Annotated in this window: 9 protein-coding genes; 6 read left to right on the top strand and 3 right to left on the bottom strand. The window is 52.3% G+C overall.

Features of this window, described 5'->3' with window-relative positions; translation table 11 throughout:
- The first annotated feature begins 59 nt into the window (after positions 1-59).
- The 3 genes from phoP to roxA all read left to right on the top strand — a co-directional run bounded on the left by phoP (position 60) and on the right by roxA (position 3408).
- Entirely contained in the window at positions 60-731 is a 672-nt protein-coding gene (gene phoP, locus OGW44_RS14940) for a two-component system response regulator PhoP (RefSeq protein ID WP_003846709.1), read from the top strand.
- Positions 731-2194 (top strand): two-component system sensor histidine kinase PhoQ, encoded by a 1464-nt coding sequence (gene phoQ, locus OGW44_RS14945; protein WP_137352015.1) that lies wholly within the window; start codon positions 731-733, stop codon positions 2192-2194. Before phoP ends, phoQ begins: the two co-directional genes overlap by 1 nt.
- Positions 2195-2286: 92 nt before the next feature.
- Positions 2287-3408: a [50S ribosomal protein L16]-arginine 3-hydroxylase gene (roxA, locus tag OGW44_RS14950; protein ID WP_016152697.1), complete on the top strand. Its 1122-nt coding sequence runs from the start codon at positions 2287-2289 to the stop codon at positions 3406-3408.
- 104 nt (positions 3409-3512) lie between these two features.
- On the opposite strand, the gene pepT is transcribed toward roxA, so the two are convergent.
- Positions 3513-4739, bottom strand: a complete 1227-nt coding sequence (gene pepT / locus OGW44_RS14955) for a peptidase T (RefSeq protein ID WP_016152696.1) — start codon at positions 4737-4739, stop codon at positions 3513-3515.
- A gap of 250 nt (positions 4740-4989) precedes the next feature.
- Here pepT and potA point away from each other — a divergent pair, with 250 nt between their 5' ends.
- Complete coding sequence (gene potA / locus OGW44_RS14960) at positions 4990-6126, top strand: spermidine/putrescine ABC transporter ATP-binding protein PotA (protein ID WP_016152695.1); 1137 nt, start codon at positions 4990-4992, stop codon at positions 6124-6126.
- Complete coding sequence (gene potB, locus OGW44_RS14965; RefSeq protein WP_016150058.1) at positions 6110-6973, top strand: spermidine/putrescine ABC transporter permease PotB; 864 nt, start codon at positions 6110-6112, stop codon at positions 6971-6973. The genes potA and potB overlap by 17 nt, the downstream gene beginning before the upstream one ends.
- 502 nt (positions 6974-7475) lie before the next feature.
- Here potB and OGW44_RS14970 read toward each other — a convergent pair.
- Positions 7476-7652 carry a YnfU family zinc-binding protein gene (locus tag OGW44_RS14970; protein WP_213083733.1) on the bottom strand — a complete coding sequence of 59 codons (177 nt, stop codon included), beginning with the start codon at positions 7650-7652 and terminating at the stop codon, positions 7476-7478.
- 153 nt (positions 7653-7805) lie between these two features.
- On the opposite strand from OGW44_RS14970, the gene OGW44_RS14975 reads away from it, so the two are divergent.
- Positions 7806-8039 (top strand): YnaE/YdfK family cold shock protein, encoded by a 234-nt coding sequence (locus OGW44_RS14975; RefSeq protein WP_029139493.1) that lies wholly within the window; start codon positions 7806-7808, stop codon positions 8037-8039.
- A 19-nt stretch (positions 8040-8058) separates the two neighbouring features.
- On the opposite strand, the gene OGW44_RS14980 is transcribed toward OGW44_RS14975, so the two are convergent.
- On the bottom strand, positions 8059-16641 hold the full coding sequence (locus tag OGW44_RS14980) for a GH36-type glycosyl hydrolase domain-containing protein (protein ID WP_185654375.1): 8583 nt from the start codon (positions 16639-16641) through the stop codon (positions 8059-8061).
- Positions 16642-16744: the final 103 nt, after the last annotated feature.

The raw sequence follows: 16744 nt of genomic DNA on the forward strand, positions 1-16744 counted from the left end.
TTTCAATCCACATAATCAGCGTTAAACTATTTATACCGTTATTTTAGGGAGAAACGATGATGCGCGTACTGGTTGTCGAGGATAATGCTTTATTACGCCACCACCTCAAGGTTCAGTTACAGGATTTAGGGCATCAGGTGGATGATGCAGAAGATGCGAAGGAAGCGGACTATTATCTGAATGAACATCTGCCGGATATCGCGATCGTTGATTTAGGACTCCCCGATGAAGACGGTTTGTCATTGATCCGCCGTTGGCGTAGCAATGAGGTTTCGTTGCCGATTCTGGTGTTAACCGCGCGTGAAGGCTGGCAGGACAAGGTGGAAGTCCTCAGCGCCGGAGCCGACGATTACGTCACAAAACCGTTTCATATCGAAGAGGTGGCAGCGCGCATGCAGGCACTGATGCGTCGCAACAGCGGTCTGGCATCGCAGATTATCTCTCTTCCTCCTTTCCAGGTGGACCTCTCTCGGCGCGAGTTATCCGTCAATGATGAAGTTATCAAGCTCACGGCGTTCGAATACACCATTATGGAAACACTTATCCGTAATAACGGCAAAGTGGTCAGTAAAGATTCGCTCATGTTACAGCTTTACCCGGATGCCGAGCTACGTGAAAGCCACACCATTGATGTTCTGATGGGGCGTCTGCGTAAAAAAATACAGGCGCAATACCCGGATGATGTCATCACCACCGTGCGTGGCCAGGGATATCTTTTTGAACTGCGCTAATGAATAAATTATTGCGTCATTTATTCCCGTTATCACTGCGGTTGCGCTTTTTACTGGCAACCGCGGGCGTGGTATTGGTGCTTTCGCTGGCCTACGGCATGGTTGCCCTGGTGGGCTACAGCGTCAGCTTTGATAAAACAACGTTCCGCCTGCTGCGGGGCGAAAGTAACCTGTTCTATACCCTGGCAAAATGGGAGAACGGTAAGATAAACGTCGAGCTGCCTGAGAATCTCGATATGCAAAGCCCAACAATGTCGCTGATCTATAACGAAGACGGTGAGTTGTTGTGGGCGCAGCGCAATGTTCCCTGGCTGACGCACAGTATCCAACCGGAATGGCTAAAAGCGAACGGTTTTCATGAGATTGAAGCCAATGTAGATGCCACCAGCACCTTACTGGGCGAAGATCACTCCGCTCAGCAGCAGCTAAAAGAAGTCAGAGAAGATGACGACGATGCCGAAATGACCCACTCGGTCGCCGTGAACGTCTACCCCGCCACTGCCAGAATGCCACAGTTGACCATAGTGGTTGTCGATACCATTCCTATTGAGCTAAAGCGCTCGTATATGGTCTGGAGTTGGTTTATTTATGTGCTGGTCGCCAATCTGTTGCTGGTCATTCCGCTGTTATGGGTAGCCGCCTGGTGGAGTCTGCGGCCTATCGAATCGCTGGCGCGTGAAGTCCGTGAGCTTGAGGAACATCATCGAGAGATGCTAAACCCCGCCACCACGCGCGAACTGACCAGCCTGGTCCGCAATCTTAATCGACTTTTAAAAAGCGAACGCGAGCGCTACGACAAATACCGTACGACGTTAACAGACCTCACCCACAGCCTGAAAACACCGCTGGCGGTATTACAGAGTACGCTCCGCTCGATGCGTAATGAAAAAATGAACGTGAGCGACGCGGAACCCATCATGCTGGAACAAATCAGCCGTATTTCCCAGCAGATTGGCTATTACCTGCATCGCGCCAGCATGCGTGGCAGCAGCGTGCTGCTTAGCCGCGAACTGCATCCAGTCGCGCCGTTGCTGGATAAACTCACCTCGGCGCTAAATAAGGTGTATCAGCGTAAAGGCGTCAACATAAATCTCGATATCTCACCCGAAATCAGTTTTGTGGGCGAACAGAACGATTTTGTCGAAGTAATGGGCAACGTGCTGGATAACGCATGTAAATATTGTCTGGAGTTTGTCGAGATTTCAGCGCATCTGTCCGAAGATCAGCTACACATTCTGGTTGAAGATGATGGTCCTGGTATTCCGCAAAGCAAACGGGAAGTGGTGTTTGACCGTGGACAGCGTGTCGATACGCTACGACCAGGGCAAGGCGTTGGACTGGCTGTGGCGCGAGAAATCACCGAACAGTATGACGGGCAGATTATTGCAGGCGATAGCCTGCTGGGTGGCGCGCGCATGGAAGTTATTTTTGGCCGCCAGCAGCCGGGGCAGATAGACGAGTAATCGCCGCATGTAATAAATATGTACTGATTTCCCGCTTGCGGTTAAGTATCCGTTATAATCGGTTGCAGATACCAGCCTGCGGGATGCTCATTATGGAATACCAACTCACACTTAACTGGCCCGATTTTCTTGAACGCCACTGGCAGAAACGCCCGGTGGTCTTAAAACGCGGGTTTAACAACTTTATTGATCCACTCTCTCCTGACGAACTGGCTGGACTGGCAATGGAAAGCGAAGTCGACAGCCGACTCGTCAGCCACCAGGACGGTAAATGGCAGGTTAGCCACGGTCCGTTCGAAAGCTATGATCATCTCGGCGAGAACAACTGGTCGTTGCTGGTACAGGCGGTCAATCACTGGCATGAACCCACCGCCGCGCTGATGCGTCCGTTTCGCGAACTGCCGGACTGGCGGATTGACGATCTGATGATCTCCTTCTCTGTCCCCGGCGGCGGCGTTGGCCCACATCTTGATCAGTACGATGTGTTTATCATTCAGGGAACCGGGCGACGTCGCTGGCGCGTGGGCGAAAAACTGCAGTTGAAGCAGCACTGCCCTCACCCGGACCTGCTGCAGGTCGCCCCGTTTGAAGCCATCATCGATGAAGAGCTGGAACCCGGCGATATCCTGTACATTCCACCAGGATTCCCGCACGAAGGCTATGCGCTGGAAAACGCCATGAACTATTCGGTCGGTTTCCGCGCGCCGAATACTCGCGAACTGATCAGCGGGTTCGCCGATTACGTTTTGCAACGTGAGCTGGGTAGCACGTATTACAGCGATCCTGACCTGCCGCCGCGCGATCATCCGGCTGACGTTCTGCCGCAGGAAATGGACAAGCTGCGTGAAATGATGCTCGGACTGATTAATCAGCCGGAACATTTCCAGCAGTGGTTTGGCGAGTTTATATCTCAGTCTCGTCATGAGCTGGATATTGCTCCACCGGAGCCGCCGTATCAGCCAGACGAAATTTACGATGCCCTGAAGCAAGGGGATGTGTTAGTGCGTCTGGGCGGATTGCGCGTATTGCGCATCGGCGATGACGTCTACGCCAACGGTGAGAAAATTGATTCCCCGCATCGCCCTGCCCTGGAAGCGCTTGCCAGCCATATTGTTCTGACGGCCGAGAACTTTGAGGATGCGCTGGAAGATCCGTCTTTCCTTGCCATGCTTGCCGCACTGGTAAACAGCGGATACTGGTTCTTCGAAGGATAATACGAACGGTGCCTGATGCGACGCTAGCGCGTCCTATCAGGCCTTCTGGAGTGAAATACTGTAGGCCGGATAAGCAACGCGCTATCCGGCATCTATCGATAAATTTACTGCTGCTTTGCGGTTAACTCCGCAATACGTACAATCACCCGCACCGCTTTTTCCATTCCTTCCAAAGTTACAAACTCATGTTTACCATGATAGTTGTAGCCTCCGGTGAACAGATTCGGACACGGTAACCCCATAAACGACAGCTGCGCGCCGTCGGTGCCGCCACGAATAGGTTTCAGCACCGGCTCAATATCGCAATCGCGCATCGCCTTCTGAGCGATATCCAGCACGTGCGGATGCTCAATCACTTTTTCGCGCATATTGTAGTAGCTGTCTTCAATCACCAGTTCGATATAGCAATCCGGGTGTAACCCTTTGCCGACCTTTTTGGCGATCTCCATGATCTTGCGTTTGCGCGCTTCAAACTGCTTGCGGTCAAAATCACGGATGATGTAGTGCATATCCGCCCGATCGACCGTCCCTTTCATGCTCGCCAGATGATAAAAGCCTTCGTAGCCTTCCGTCGTTTCCGGGCTTTCGTCTGCCGGAACCTCAGCATGAATACGAGCAGCCAGCGACAGCGCATTCACCATCACCCCTTTTGCGGTACCGGGATGGACATTGTTGCCGACAATTTTGATATTAACCGACGCAGCGTTGAAGTTTTCAAATTCCAGCTCTCCCACGCCACCGCCGTCAACGGTATAGGCCCACTGCGCATCAAATGCCGCAACGTCAAAATGCTTCGCCCCTTTACCTACCTCTTCGTCCGGCGTAAAGGCCACGCGGATATCACCGTGCGGAATATCTTTTTGGATGAGCACCGCCAGCGCGGTCATGATTTCCGCCACGCCTGCTTTATCATCCGCGCCCAGCAGCGTTTTACCGTCTGTGGTGATCAGCGTCTGACCCAGAAGTTGATGCAGCACCGGGAACATCACCGGCGACAGAACTTCATCACCAATGCCTAACGCAATATCGCCGCCGCGATAGTTTTCAACGATTTGCGGATTAACGTTTTTACCGCTGAAATCCGGTGAGGTATCCACATGGGAAATAAAGCCGATCGCGGGAATATTGCCAGCAACGTTAGCGGGCAACGTGGCCATCAGCGTCCCCTTTTCGCTCAGTGAAATGTTAACCAGCCCCATCTCTTCGAGCTGTTGTTTGAGCAGTTGTAATAATTTCCACTGTCCTTCGGTGCTGGGTACCTGCCGCACGCCCGATTTTGATTGGGTGTCCAGCGACACGTAGTGTAAAAAACGCTCAAGTAGTTTATCCATGCAGTCACCCTCACTTTTTGTGACAACATTATCAATAAGCAACAAAAGACAAATATTGCGTCAGGTCACTTTTATCCCCGCAAGTGAGAATATTTCGCCCTGACATCCCCTCTGACTATAGGGCTAAGTCAGTAATTCGCAACAAGGATTGGCGATTACCATGGTTTGCCGTAGAATAACGGCCCTCATTAAGAGTCATCAAGGTGGTTAACCACGAACCCCGCAGCGGTCAGCCATCCGTTGCGTTTACATGGGACAGAGTAAAAAATTGAATAAACAACCGCGTTCGCTTTCTCCACTGGTGCAATTAGCGGGAATTCGCAAAAGTTTCGATGGCAAAGAGGTGATTTCCAGCCTGGATTTGACCATCAATAATGGCGAGTTTCTCACGCTGCTTGGCCCCTCTGGCTGCGGTAAAACAACCGTTCTTCGCCTGATTGCCGGTCTGGAAACGGTTGATTCCGGTCATATCATGTTGGACAACCAGGACATCACTCACGTTCCGGCGGAAAACCGCTACGTGAATACCGTCTTCCAAAGTTATGCGTTATTTCCCCACATGACCGTTTTTGAGAATGTGGCCTTTGGCTTACGCATGCAAAAAACGCCCGCAGCCGACATTCCTCCCCGCGTTACCGAAGCTCTGCGCATGGTGCAGCTGGAAGAGTTCGCCCAGCGAAAACCGCATCAACTCTCCGGTGGACAGCAGCAGCGCGTAGCGATTGCCCGAGCGGTGGTCAATAAACCCCGTTTACTCCTGTTAGACGAATCTCTCTCTGCGCTGGACTACAAACTACGCAAGCAGATGCAGAACGAACTGAAAGCGCTGCAACGTAAGCTTGGTATCACCTTTGTCTTTGTCACTCACGATCAGGAAGAGGCGCTGACCATGTCAGACCGTATCGTGGTGATGCGCGATGGCAAGATTGAGCAGGACGGTACGCCCCGCGAAATCTACGAAGAGCCGAAAAACCTGTTCGTCGCCGGGTTTATCGGTGAGATCAATATGTTTAACGCGACGGTGATAGAACGTCTGGACGAACAGCGCGTTCGTGCTAACGTTGAAGGTCGTGAGTGCAATATTTATGTCAACTTCGCGGTGATTCCCGGGCAGAAGCTGCACGTCCTGTTACGCCCTGAAGATCTGCGCGTTGATGAAATCAACGACGACAATCATATCGAAGGCCTGATCGGCTACGTGCGTGAACGCAACTACAAGGGCATGACGCTGGAGTCGGTTGTGGAACTGGAAAATGGCAAGATGGTGATGGTCAGTGAATTCTTCAACGAAGACGATCCTGACTTTGACCACTCTCTCGACCAGAAAATGGCGATTAACTGGGTAGAAAGCTGGGAGGTCGTACTGGCTGATGAAGAACACAAGTAAATTCCAGAGTGTGGTGATCGTCACCATTGTCGGTTGGCTTGTGTTATTTGTCTTTCTGCCCAACCTGATGATCATCGGCACCAGCTTTTTGACCCGCGACGATGCCAATTTCGTCAAAATGGTCTTTACGCTGGAAAACTATACACGCCTGCTCGATCCGCTCTATTTTGAGGTATTGGTTCACTCCCTCAATATGGCGCTGATTGCCACGCTCGCCTGTCTGGTGCTCGGCTATCCGTTTGCCTGGTTTTTGGTGAAACTGCCGGAAAAAGTGCGTCCATTGCTGCTGTTCCTGCTGATTGTTCCGTTCTGGACCAACTCGCTTATTCGCATCTACGGACTCAAAATATTCCTCAGTACCAAGGGCTACCTCAACGAATTTCTGTTGTGGCTCGGCGTGATCGATACCCCCATTCGCATCATGTTTACCCCCAGCGCGGTGATTATCGGCCTGGTGTACATCCTGCTGCCGTTTATGGTGATGCCGCTCTATTCCAGCATTGAAAAGCTCGATAAACCGCTGCTGGAAGCCGCGCGCGATTTGGGCGCCAGTAAACTTCAGACCTTCACCCGCATCATTATTCCGTTAACGATGCCGGGAATTATCGCCGGATGCCTGCTGGTTATGCTGCCCGCAATGGGGCTGTTTTACGTTTCCGATTTAATGGGCGGGGCGAAAAACCTGCTGATTGGTAACGTGATTAAAGTTCAGTTCCTGAACATCCGCGATTGGCCGTTCGGTGCTGCCACCAGCATTACGCTGACCATCGTCATGGGTCTGATGCTGCTGATCTACTGGCGCGCCTCCCGCTTGCTGAACAAGAAGGTTAGCGATATTGATAGTTAACCGATATTACTCAAAAAGTTAAAATGATCATGGCATGCAGTTTACCCTCAAGTAAACTGCATGCCAGGTCACGGACGGGGATAAGATTTGTAAAATCAGAAAGGAATTGTAAACCCGCAAAATTATGCCGTCATGATACGCATGAATTTATTATCGATATTCAAGAAATTGTCTTCTGGATTCATCATCTTCAAGGTACTCAAATGAGAGAAGGCGAATTTTGGTAAGGTTATAAAACCACTCGCAATCGTTTCGTTGAATAATTTCGCCAGGCTTGAAACATATTCCTGATGCTTCTCGGATAATCGCATATTTACCATTATTAAACCTGGCCCTGTGGATACAGAAAGATTGACCAACCTGCCCATGACAGCTGTTCGAAAGGATATGTCCTTCAATAAAAATAGATTTTTTAGATTTCATCATCATATCCTCTCAAACTACAGTACAGGAGCAATATTGTCATTTCCCAACATCACTCACGTTAGGTAGCAGAAGCCGATCAGCCGCCGATACACCAGCATTCTGATGGTCTGAACAACAGCCCGCAGGCAGGGCACTCCAGAACCGCATCTTTTCTTAGTTTACCTGCTTTCTGATCGGCTCTGTATGCGCATACCGGGCAGGCAACATGCACCGGTCTTTCTTTAAAGTGCCTGAGTCCTTTTGTATAAGACATAAATAATTCTCTGAGGAACACAGTAATTATTATACGCCTTAATATAAAAATAACTGGCTTAAGTTATGTTAATTTATGATTAAATCAGGATATCAGATATTGAAAATTAAACGTCTGATTTATGATATAATACCCTTCCGTGAGAAATTTATCATGAAATCAGAAGACACCCTTGACTGGTACCCGGCCCAGTTGCCACCAGTGAAAATTATTCTTGGCGAAGCCGTGCTGGCAGTGGGCAAACAGGGCCGACCTATTAATACCCGAACTTTGCTGGAATACCTTCAGGTCATGCAGGACAAGCAAAAAAAACGAGATGACAAAATCGCCATGCAGACAGCAATTGAGGTTCTCAGGGATAATCAGCGCATTAACGGCAGACGTTAATGCGCGTCCGGACTCAGTGTCAGTTCTGAATAATCTCAACCGTATGGTTTTGTCCATCATCCCGCAGCGGTATTCTGTCATCAGGGAGGAGAGCACCATCCAGTGTAACGCGATATTCTGCATCGCCGCGTGAGACACTAATCTGATAATGGCTTTCGCCATATTGATAAGCCATAGAAAAAGACGGCCACCCATCCGGCAACCGGGCATGAACCGTAAGATCAGCACCGGAACGTTTTATCCCCAGTAATTCCTCGGTAAGTAAACGCCAGGCCCAGCCTGATGAACCGGTATACCAGCTCCATCCGGCACGTCCGATATGGGGAGCGACGCTGTAGACATCAGCGCTCATGACATAAGGCTCGGCTTTATAAATCCCGACTGAGTTCGCATTCAGAGTATGATTTATCGGGCTGAGCATGGACCAGAGTTGCCAGGCACGTTCGGCATTCCCCATTCGGGCAAAAGCCATCACAGCCCAGATAGCGCCATGTGTATACTGCCCTCCGTTTTCCCGCACACCAGGCAGGTAGCCCTGTATGTAACCCGGATTTGGACCGTGCCCATCGAAAGGCGGCGTTAATAGTTTTATCAGTCCCCCCTCACTATCCACAAGGTGTTTGTCCAGCGCCTGCATGGCCTTTGCGCACCGTCCCGGGCTAGCGGCCCCGGACAATACTGACCAGCTCTGGGCAATCGCATCAATCCGGCAGTCCTGTGAGGCTTTCGACCCTAGGGGAGTACCATCGTCAAAATATCCACGCCGGTACCATTCCCCATCCCAGGCGTGGGCTTCGAGATTACTTTGCAGGCGCACAGCCTGTGAACGGCACATTGAGGCGACGCTTTCATCCAGCCTGCGATCAGCCAGCGCCGCAAACCGCTGCAAAATGTCGAACAGAAAGAAGCCCAGCCAGACGCTTTCACCCTTGCCGTCGATCCCCACCCGGTTCATGCCGTCATTCCAGTCACCCGCCCCCATCAGCGGCAGACCATGCTCCCCGAACTGTTGTCCATACTTAATGGCTTTGACGCAGTGTAACCAGAGTGTCTCTTCGGTACCGCTGATCACCGGCGTATCATAGGCAGACTCTTCACCAGGCTGAAGCGGACGTCCCTCCAGATAAGGAATACGTGTTTCCAGTACATCCATATCCCCCGTCGTTTCAACATAGTGGCAAACGGCAAGCGGAAGCCACAGATAGTCATCGGAACAGCGCGTGCGCACCCCGTTGCCGTGTGGCGGGTGCCACCAGTGCTGTACATCACCCTCAATAAATTGCCGTGATGCACACAGGATTATCTGTTCTCTCATCCGGTTCGGATCAGCATGACTCAGCGCCAGCGTATCCTGCAGTTGATCGCGAAAACCAAATGCGCCGCCGGACTGGTAGTAACCGCTGCGAGCCATCAGGCGACAGGCTACCGTCTGGTACAATAGCCAGCCATTCACCAGTAAATTTACCGATGTGTCGGGGGTGTTAACCACAATTTTATCGAGCACATTGTGCCAGTGGTTGTGAACCCGGTTCAGCTCGTCGCGGACCGTCTCCTCATTCATATAACGGGCAAGCGTCTCCTGAGCTCGAATATGATTCTCCTCTGCGCCGAGGATAAAAATAAACGTCCTCTGATCGCCATCAATTAATGTAACCGCCGATTGTACTGCCCCGCAGGGATCCAGACCGGCGCCCGTTTTACCTGAAAGCCTGCGTAGCTTCATGACCGACGGGGCGTGCAGAGAACCATTACGACCGATAAACTCCCGGCGGTCCCCGGTCAACGAACAGTCATTACCGCTGACGGCAAAAAAGGCAGTACGACCGCTACCGTTATCGCCATAAAAGTTGTTCGCCAGCACTCCGCAGCCGCCAGGCGGTCTGGCCGCATGTGTCACAATGTGAGGGGCTGAGCGAGTTCGTGTTCCTCCGAGCGTCCACTCCACATAGCCGGTGACGGAAAGTTTGCGTGTCCGACCCGAAGAGTTACTGAGCGTCAGGAGCGCCAATTTAACCGGCGCCTCTTCGGCAACCAGAACCGTCAGCTCGCTGTCTATACCACTCTCTCGATGGGCAAACACGCTGTAACCAAAACCATGGCGGGTCAGGTAATCACCATGTCCGCGAACAGGTAAAGCCGTCGGTGACCAACACTCACCGCTCTCTTCGTCACGCAGATAAAACGCCTCGCCGCTGCGATCGCTCACCGGATCGTTCTCCCACGGTGTCAACCGGTATTCATGTGCATTCTCATACCAGGAGTAGGCCTGCCCCGCCTCTGAAATCACAGTGCCAAAACGGGTATTTGCCAGTACGTTTGACCAGGGAGCCGGTGTCTGCGCATCTTCCCGCAGGACAATCTGATATTCCCGACCATCCTGAGAAAATCCACCGTAACCATTGAAATGGCATAACTGACTGATATCGGGACTCCAGTCCGTATGTTGATTACGCTCGCGTACAGCCCGTGGAATGAGTGCTCTGGCCTGAGGTTTAAGGGTGTGAGTACGCTGATTAAGCTGCTCATTGATACTACCTGTGCGGTCATCAAGATAAAGACAGGCCACGCTCATCAAAAGCAACTTATCCTCAGCAGAGAGATGCTCGCCATTACGAACAAAAATACCGCCCGTTTTGTCCAGCAGACTGGCTTCAGACCCGGCATAAATTAAGTCCATAATCTGATTTTGTAAGCCCTGCTGGTAGCCGCCGGGACTGTTATTCAGGATAACCAAATCAACATCCAGCCCTTTCTGTCTCCAGTAACGGTGCGCCTGAATCAGTGTGGTCACTGAGGCAATACTTTCCTCGCTGGTAATACTGAGAAGCACTATCGGCAGATCGCCTGAAATTGCCCAGCCCCACAGACCGGACTGACCACGCCGGTTGCGGCTGATCGCCTGGCCTTCGGCACGCAGCTCCTGGACAGGGTAAAGCACCGCGCTGGCAAGACGATTAAACAAAGTGGCATCATCTTCACTGGCGTTCATCTGGCGTAATACCACCAGACTGTGAGACCAGGCCAGTTCAAAGACGCGATCAGCGATAGGGTAATCGCGGTATTTTTCCAGCAACGCCAGGCTCTGCTGGCGGGTCTCGCTGATGCCATAAATGATATCAATCGTGACCGGCTGCCCCGGCTGCAGAGTGATGGTGTGGCGTATTGCCAGGATCGGATCCAGCACTGACCCCGATGTGTTGCTGAGCGCCCCGCCTGCCTTTATTGCCTGGGCATCAGCAGGGTTTCTGCCACGACCAAGAAATTTTGCCCTGTCTGTTTCAAACGAAACGTTATGACGGTTATCGCCATGCACCACCATCATGTGAAACAGGCAGGGACTCGCTTCACCCGGAGAACGCGGGCGCCGGTGGCAAAGAATAGCGTCACGCTCAGGATCCAGTTCCGTCTGAATAAACAGATTGCTAAATGCCGGGTGTGCCAGATCGCTGGCTTCAGGTGCCAGTACTACTTCGGCATAGGTTGTCAGTTCCAGAGAGCGGGGCTGGCGACCACGATGAATCAGTGTGAGCCGTCGCAACTCAATATCATCCTCCGGGGAGATCACAACCTGAGTTTTGACGCTGAGCCCATCAAAAGTGCGTCTGAATTCAGCACTCGCATCGGTGAATATCACTTCCTCGTCATGCCCGCTGGTGTGGGCTGTCGGTTGCCATGTATTGCTCGACACATTCCCCGTCTGTATATCGCGGATATAGCAAAATGCTCCCCAGTTATCGCGGGTGGTATCACTGCGCCAGCGCGTAAGCGCAATATTATTCCAGCGACTATAGCCGCCGCCGCCCGTGGTCAACATCAGATGATAATGGTTGTTGGACAGCAGTTGAATATCCGGGGCCGGCGTGTCCACGCCATAGAAAATACGGGGTTCATAGCGAACGGGTTTGACCCTGCCCTCATGAGATTCAAAATGACGGCGTGGGCTGTACAGATCGACCGCATCCGGCACGCGTTCCTGTAACAGCAGGCTCGCTGATCGGAAGACCGTACTGGACATGAAGCGTTCAGTCATCGGGGCGTCAAGTAGCACATGAGCCAGCGCCTGAAACGCCATGCCCTGGTGATGCGCCATCCAGGACTGAACCACCGCATAGAGCTGACCGGTTGCGAGGCGTGAGGGAGTATAGTCCAGCGCTTCATAAAAACCGTATTCACCATGCGCGCCATTTTTTTGCAGCCTGATCAGGTTCTCACAGGCTTTCTGTGGGGAGACCATCAACGCCAGCAGTGTGGCGTAAGGGGCGACAACCATGTCATCAGCAAGCCCCCTGCGCAGGCCGAGACCCGGCACACCAAATGCCTGATATTGATAATTATGCTGAACATCAAAAGCATGATAACCAGACTCTGAAACGCCCCACGGTACTCCGCGTTCTTTCCCCCAATGAATCTGGCGCATAACCGCCGACTGACTCATTTCATCGAGCAGGCTGCCAGGCCAGGTGGGCATTACCAGATTCGGCATCAGGTATTCAAACATTGACCCGCTCCATGACATCAGGGCTGTTTCATTGTCAATGGTGGTGAACAGTCGCCCAAGCGCGTACCAGCTTTTAAGAGGCAGTTGATTAGTGGCAATGGCAAGAAAGCTGGTCAGGCGGATTTCAGACGGCAGAAGATCGTAGTGGCTCTTGTCAGGCATATTCGTGTCACAGTTATAGCCAACACTGAGCAGACTGGTTGCTTCGCTGTACAGAAAGGCGAAATCCATCCGGGCATGCTCATCCAGCCGTTGTTCAAGTTCAGTGATAATATTGAGTCGCATCCGGGCCTGCTCCCTCGCTGACGCCGGGGGGGTTCCTACACCAGTAAATGTTGCGCGGGCAAGCTCGCACAAAGTCGGCAGCGTCTGTTCGTTCCAGGATTCAGGTAACCAGCCAAGCAGCAGCGACCACTCATGGCAAAGCTGAACCAGTTGATGCTCCAGATGTCCTGCCCAACGCATCTGAAGAGGAGATCCCTGATGGCATAACCTGTTCAGGTGATTGCACTGGGTGCGCATATTTTTCAGCTCGCTGAAAAATGTCTGCGGAGAGAGCGACACCGCGCTCAGGCAGTGTTTTCGCAACAACCGCAAGCTGTCAGGCGGGTTCTGACCCCACTGTTTTTCCAGAATATCCAGCGTATCATTCAGCCCTGCCAGTATCTGTTGGCGGTTTAAAACTGGCTGATGACGCATGGCGGACAGCCCTGCACGCAGGGTCAACAAATGCCCTGCCATGTTGCCGCTGTCAACGCTTGAGATATAGCGTGGGCTGAGGGGGGCCAGCGTACGAGTGTCATACCAGTTGTAGAGATGGCCCCGGTAGTGCTCCATTTTATCCATTGTGTCGAGCGTGAGCGACACGCGCCGGAGCACTTCCCCGCCGGGCAGGTAGCCAAAGTCCCATGCCGTCAGGTTAGCCATGAGGGAAAGGCCAATATTGGTAGGAGAAGTTCGATGGGCCACCGTCGGCTGCGGTATTTCCTGGTAGTTATCAGGCGGAAGCCAGTTCTCTTTTTCTGTGGCAAAGGTTTCAAAAAACGCCCAGATTTCACGGCTTGTCTGGCGCAACAGCTGTTTTTGTTCCGGATTGGGCGAAAACACCTTACGCGCAGGCTGGCGACTCAGCCAGCTCATCAGCAGCGGTGCCACACACCATAACAAACCGATCGGCAACGCAATCCCCAGCAGTTGTGGAGCAAATTGTCCGGTCAGTATTATCAGCATCACACCACATGCAACATTCAGCCACATCGCCTGATAAAAACGCGCGACAGTAGGTCCGGCCTGATTGCTGTCCAGGCTGTGACTGACCCACTGGCTGAGGTGACGCCTGCTGATCCCCAATCGCCATAACGTCACGGCGATCGCTTTTAGCGAATATCCGGCTTCGTGCGGCAGTATCGCAAAATTAAGGCCGATACCTGACAAACGCTTCAGCGCGCCCGTCCCTACCAGTAACAGATGCGGCTTCAGGCGGCGACGCAGAGGTTTATGCAGCAGGTCATGGGTGATGCAGAGGATGGTTGGCAACAGCCATATCAGCGACAGTACGCCCAGCCAGTAAACCGGATTAGGTACCCCAAGCAGGGTGAAGAACAGCAATACCAGTAATGAGGGGGCGACCAGACTGCGACGCAGATTATCAAGTAATTTCCAGTAAGAAAGCGCGGTCAGCGGATTCCTGGTCCGGGTCCCATCGGCTCTTCTGACACGTGGTTTCAGCCAGTTAAGCAGTTGCCAGTCACCCCGGATCCAGCGTGAACGGCGTGCAACATCCGACAGATAATTATTCGGGTACTGTTCATAGAGTAACACCTCACTGAGCAGACCCGAACGTGCATAGCATCCTTCGAGTAGATCATGGCTGAGAACCAGGTTTTCCGGGCAGGTGTTGGCCGTGGCCTGCATAAAAATGTCAACATCGTAAATCCCTTTGCCCACGAACGATCCTTCCCCAAAAAGGTCCTGATAGATATCCGAAGACATCATCGAATAGGGATTATTGCCCGGTATGCTGCTGCGCATGGCGGCGTAACGTCCCTGACCGTTGCGTGGTATCTCCTCCGCAAGACCGGGTTGTAAAATGCCAAATCCTTTGATAACCCTCTGGCGTACCGGATCATACTCTGGCGTATTCAGCGGATGCGCCATCGTCGCGACCAGTTTGTGCGCCGTATCGCGCGGCAGCACCGTATCACTGTCCAGGGTAATGACGTATTTAATGTGGCCCGGTAAAAGGTTAGCAGGCATGTCTGCAACGCTGACGAATTGTGTCCCCGGATGGCGCAACCAGCTGTTCAGTAACGCCAGTTTTCCCCGCTTGCGTTCATAGCCCATCCACGTTCCTTCAGCAGGGTTCCATTCAGGCTGGCGGTGTAGCAGGTAAAAACGCGGGCGGCTGGAGGGATAGCGGCGATTCAGCGCCTGCATATCGGCGATCGCCTGTCTGAGCAGCATCTGGCTTTCCGGCGAGGGTTCATTTGCAGAATCAGCGAAATCAGTGAGCAGCGCAAACCTGAGATTTTCGTTTTCATTCCCCAACCAGCAGACTTCAAGACTGGTGAGGAGTTCGCTGAAACTTGCGTGGCTGGTCAGCATGCAGGGGATGACTAACAGGGTGGCGCTGTCAGGGGGAATGCCGGTTGAGAAATCCATCCGCGGCAAGGGGCGAGGAACGCGAAAACGGGTGGTGGCGTCACTGAGTAAATCGCTCATTAACTGAGTTACAGCGATAATCAGAGGGAATATCACCGCGATCAACAGCCAGTCTGCGCCCTGCATGGCTGTTTCGTGCAAAATTGCCGCGGTCGTTGCGGTTGTCAACAACGCCAGGCTTCCAAGCCATGACAGCAGGGTTATTCTGTTGAAACTGTGCCGCAAGCGCATGAGCCTTGAGGTGTCTGCTAACAGATGAATTTCCAGCGCCTGCCGACCTTCGCCTGCGAGATAATAACCAATATGATGTTCCAGTGTATCGGGAGCACTGTTTCCTGAAAGCGTCAGCACCCTGTCAGCAACTTCAGGCTCGCTGAGACCACTGTCTCTGGCCAGGACCTCAACAACGTGCCGGTAATGATCCCGGGTATTGAAGTGCATCCGAGGATAGATACCGGCAGGATCATTGCGTAATGCCTGTTCGACGACACTTATCGTTTCGGCGAAATCAGCCCAATCCGTTTCACTCAGTAATCGCAGACCCGCGATGCTGTTACTGACAGATAGCTGGCTGGCAGCAAGCTGTTGATTGAAATTATGTATGAGAACGTCGGTGGTGATCCCCTGTTCCCGAAGGCACTGATCAACCCAGGTCAGAGGTAACGACAGCGCATTGCCATGCCCCTGCAGACGCCGCACCAGTTCTGCGACAAACGCACTGGTTAACGTAGGTCGGGAGCGTGCCATATCGGCAACCACCATGATTAAATCGCCAGGGGCATTCTCTGCACATCCGAAAATCTTTGTTATCCACATATCAGCCAGCGTTCTGTCCTGCTGCGCTTTGATCACTTCGATACTGATACGACGAAGATTTTCAATCAGCGCCAGGCGCAGCATTCCCGGTAACGCCCAGACTTCACCTAATGTCAGCGGGGTCACCTGTTGATAGGCGGTGAGATAGCTGGTCAGGCTGGCAGCATCCCAGCGCCCGTCACCGTGAGCAATGGCCTCTGATGCAATATTGTAAATTCGTGGGCAATTCAGCGGCGACATCAGCGACGGGAGACCTTTACCAAAGCTTTTCGGCAAGTGCTGGCGGACAGTGCGGATTTGTTCCTCAATCAGATAATAATTGTCCAGCAACCACTCCCCGGCAGGCATGATGCTGGTCTTTTTACCCGCGTTAAGCTCATAACAGCTTTGGGTAATGATGGCCTCATTCTCGCCGAGTCTTTTTAGAAGATAATAAGGATGTTTATCCGGCGATAATTTATGGGTCCGTGCGAGCTTCTGACCGTAGCGTTCCATCTGGGCGGTCGAAAAGAGTTCTGACTGCAGAGTGCTTTCACCGGCAGGATCGTTTGCCGAAAACGTTACGCTTTCGGTAGCATTCATCGGAATATGGGAGCGGTTAAACCACGCCCTGGGATTCATTTTCATAGCATTGCTCTGATGCAGAGTTAGCATGCAGGAGCAGTTGCGAAATCAGTTCAGAAACGTTCTCTCAGGATGGGCGTAAGGCATCAGGGATTTAACAGCTGCC

This window comes from Citrobacter sp. Cb023, from assembly GCF_030336805.1.
Classification (GTDB): domain Bacteria; phylum Pseudomonadota; class Gammaproteobacteria; order Enterobacterales; family Enterobacteriaceae; genus Citrobacter; species Citrobacter braakii.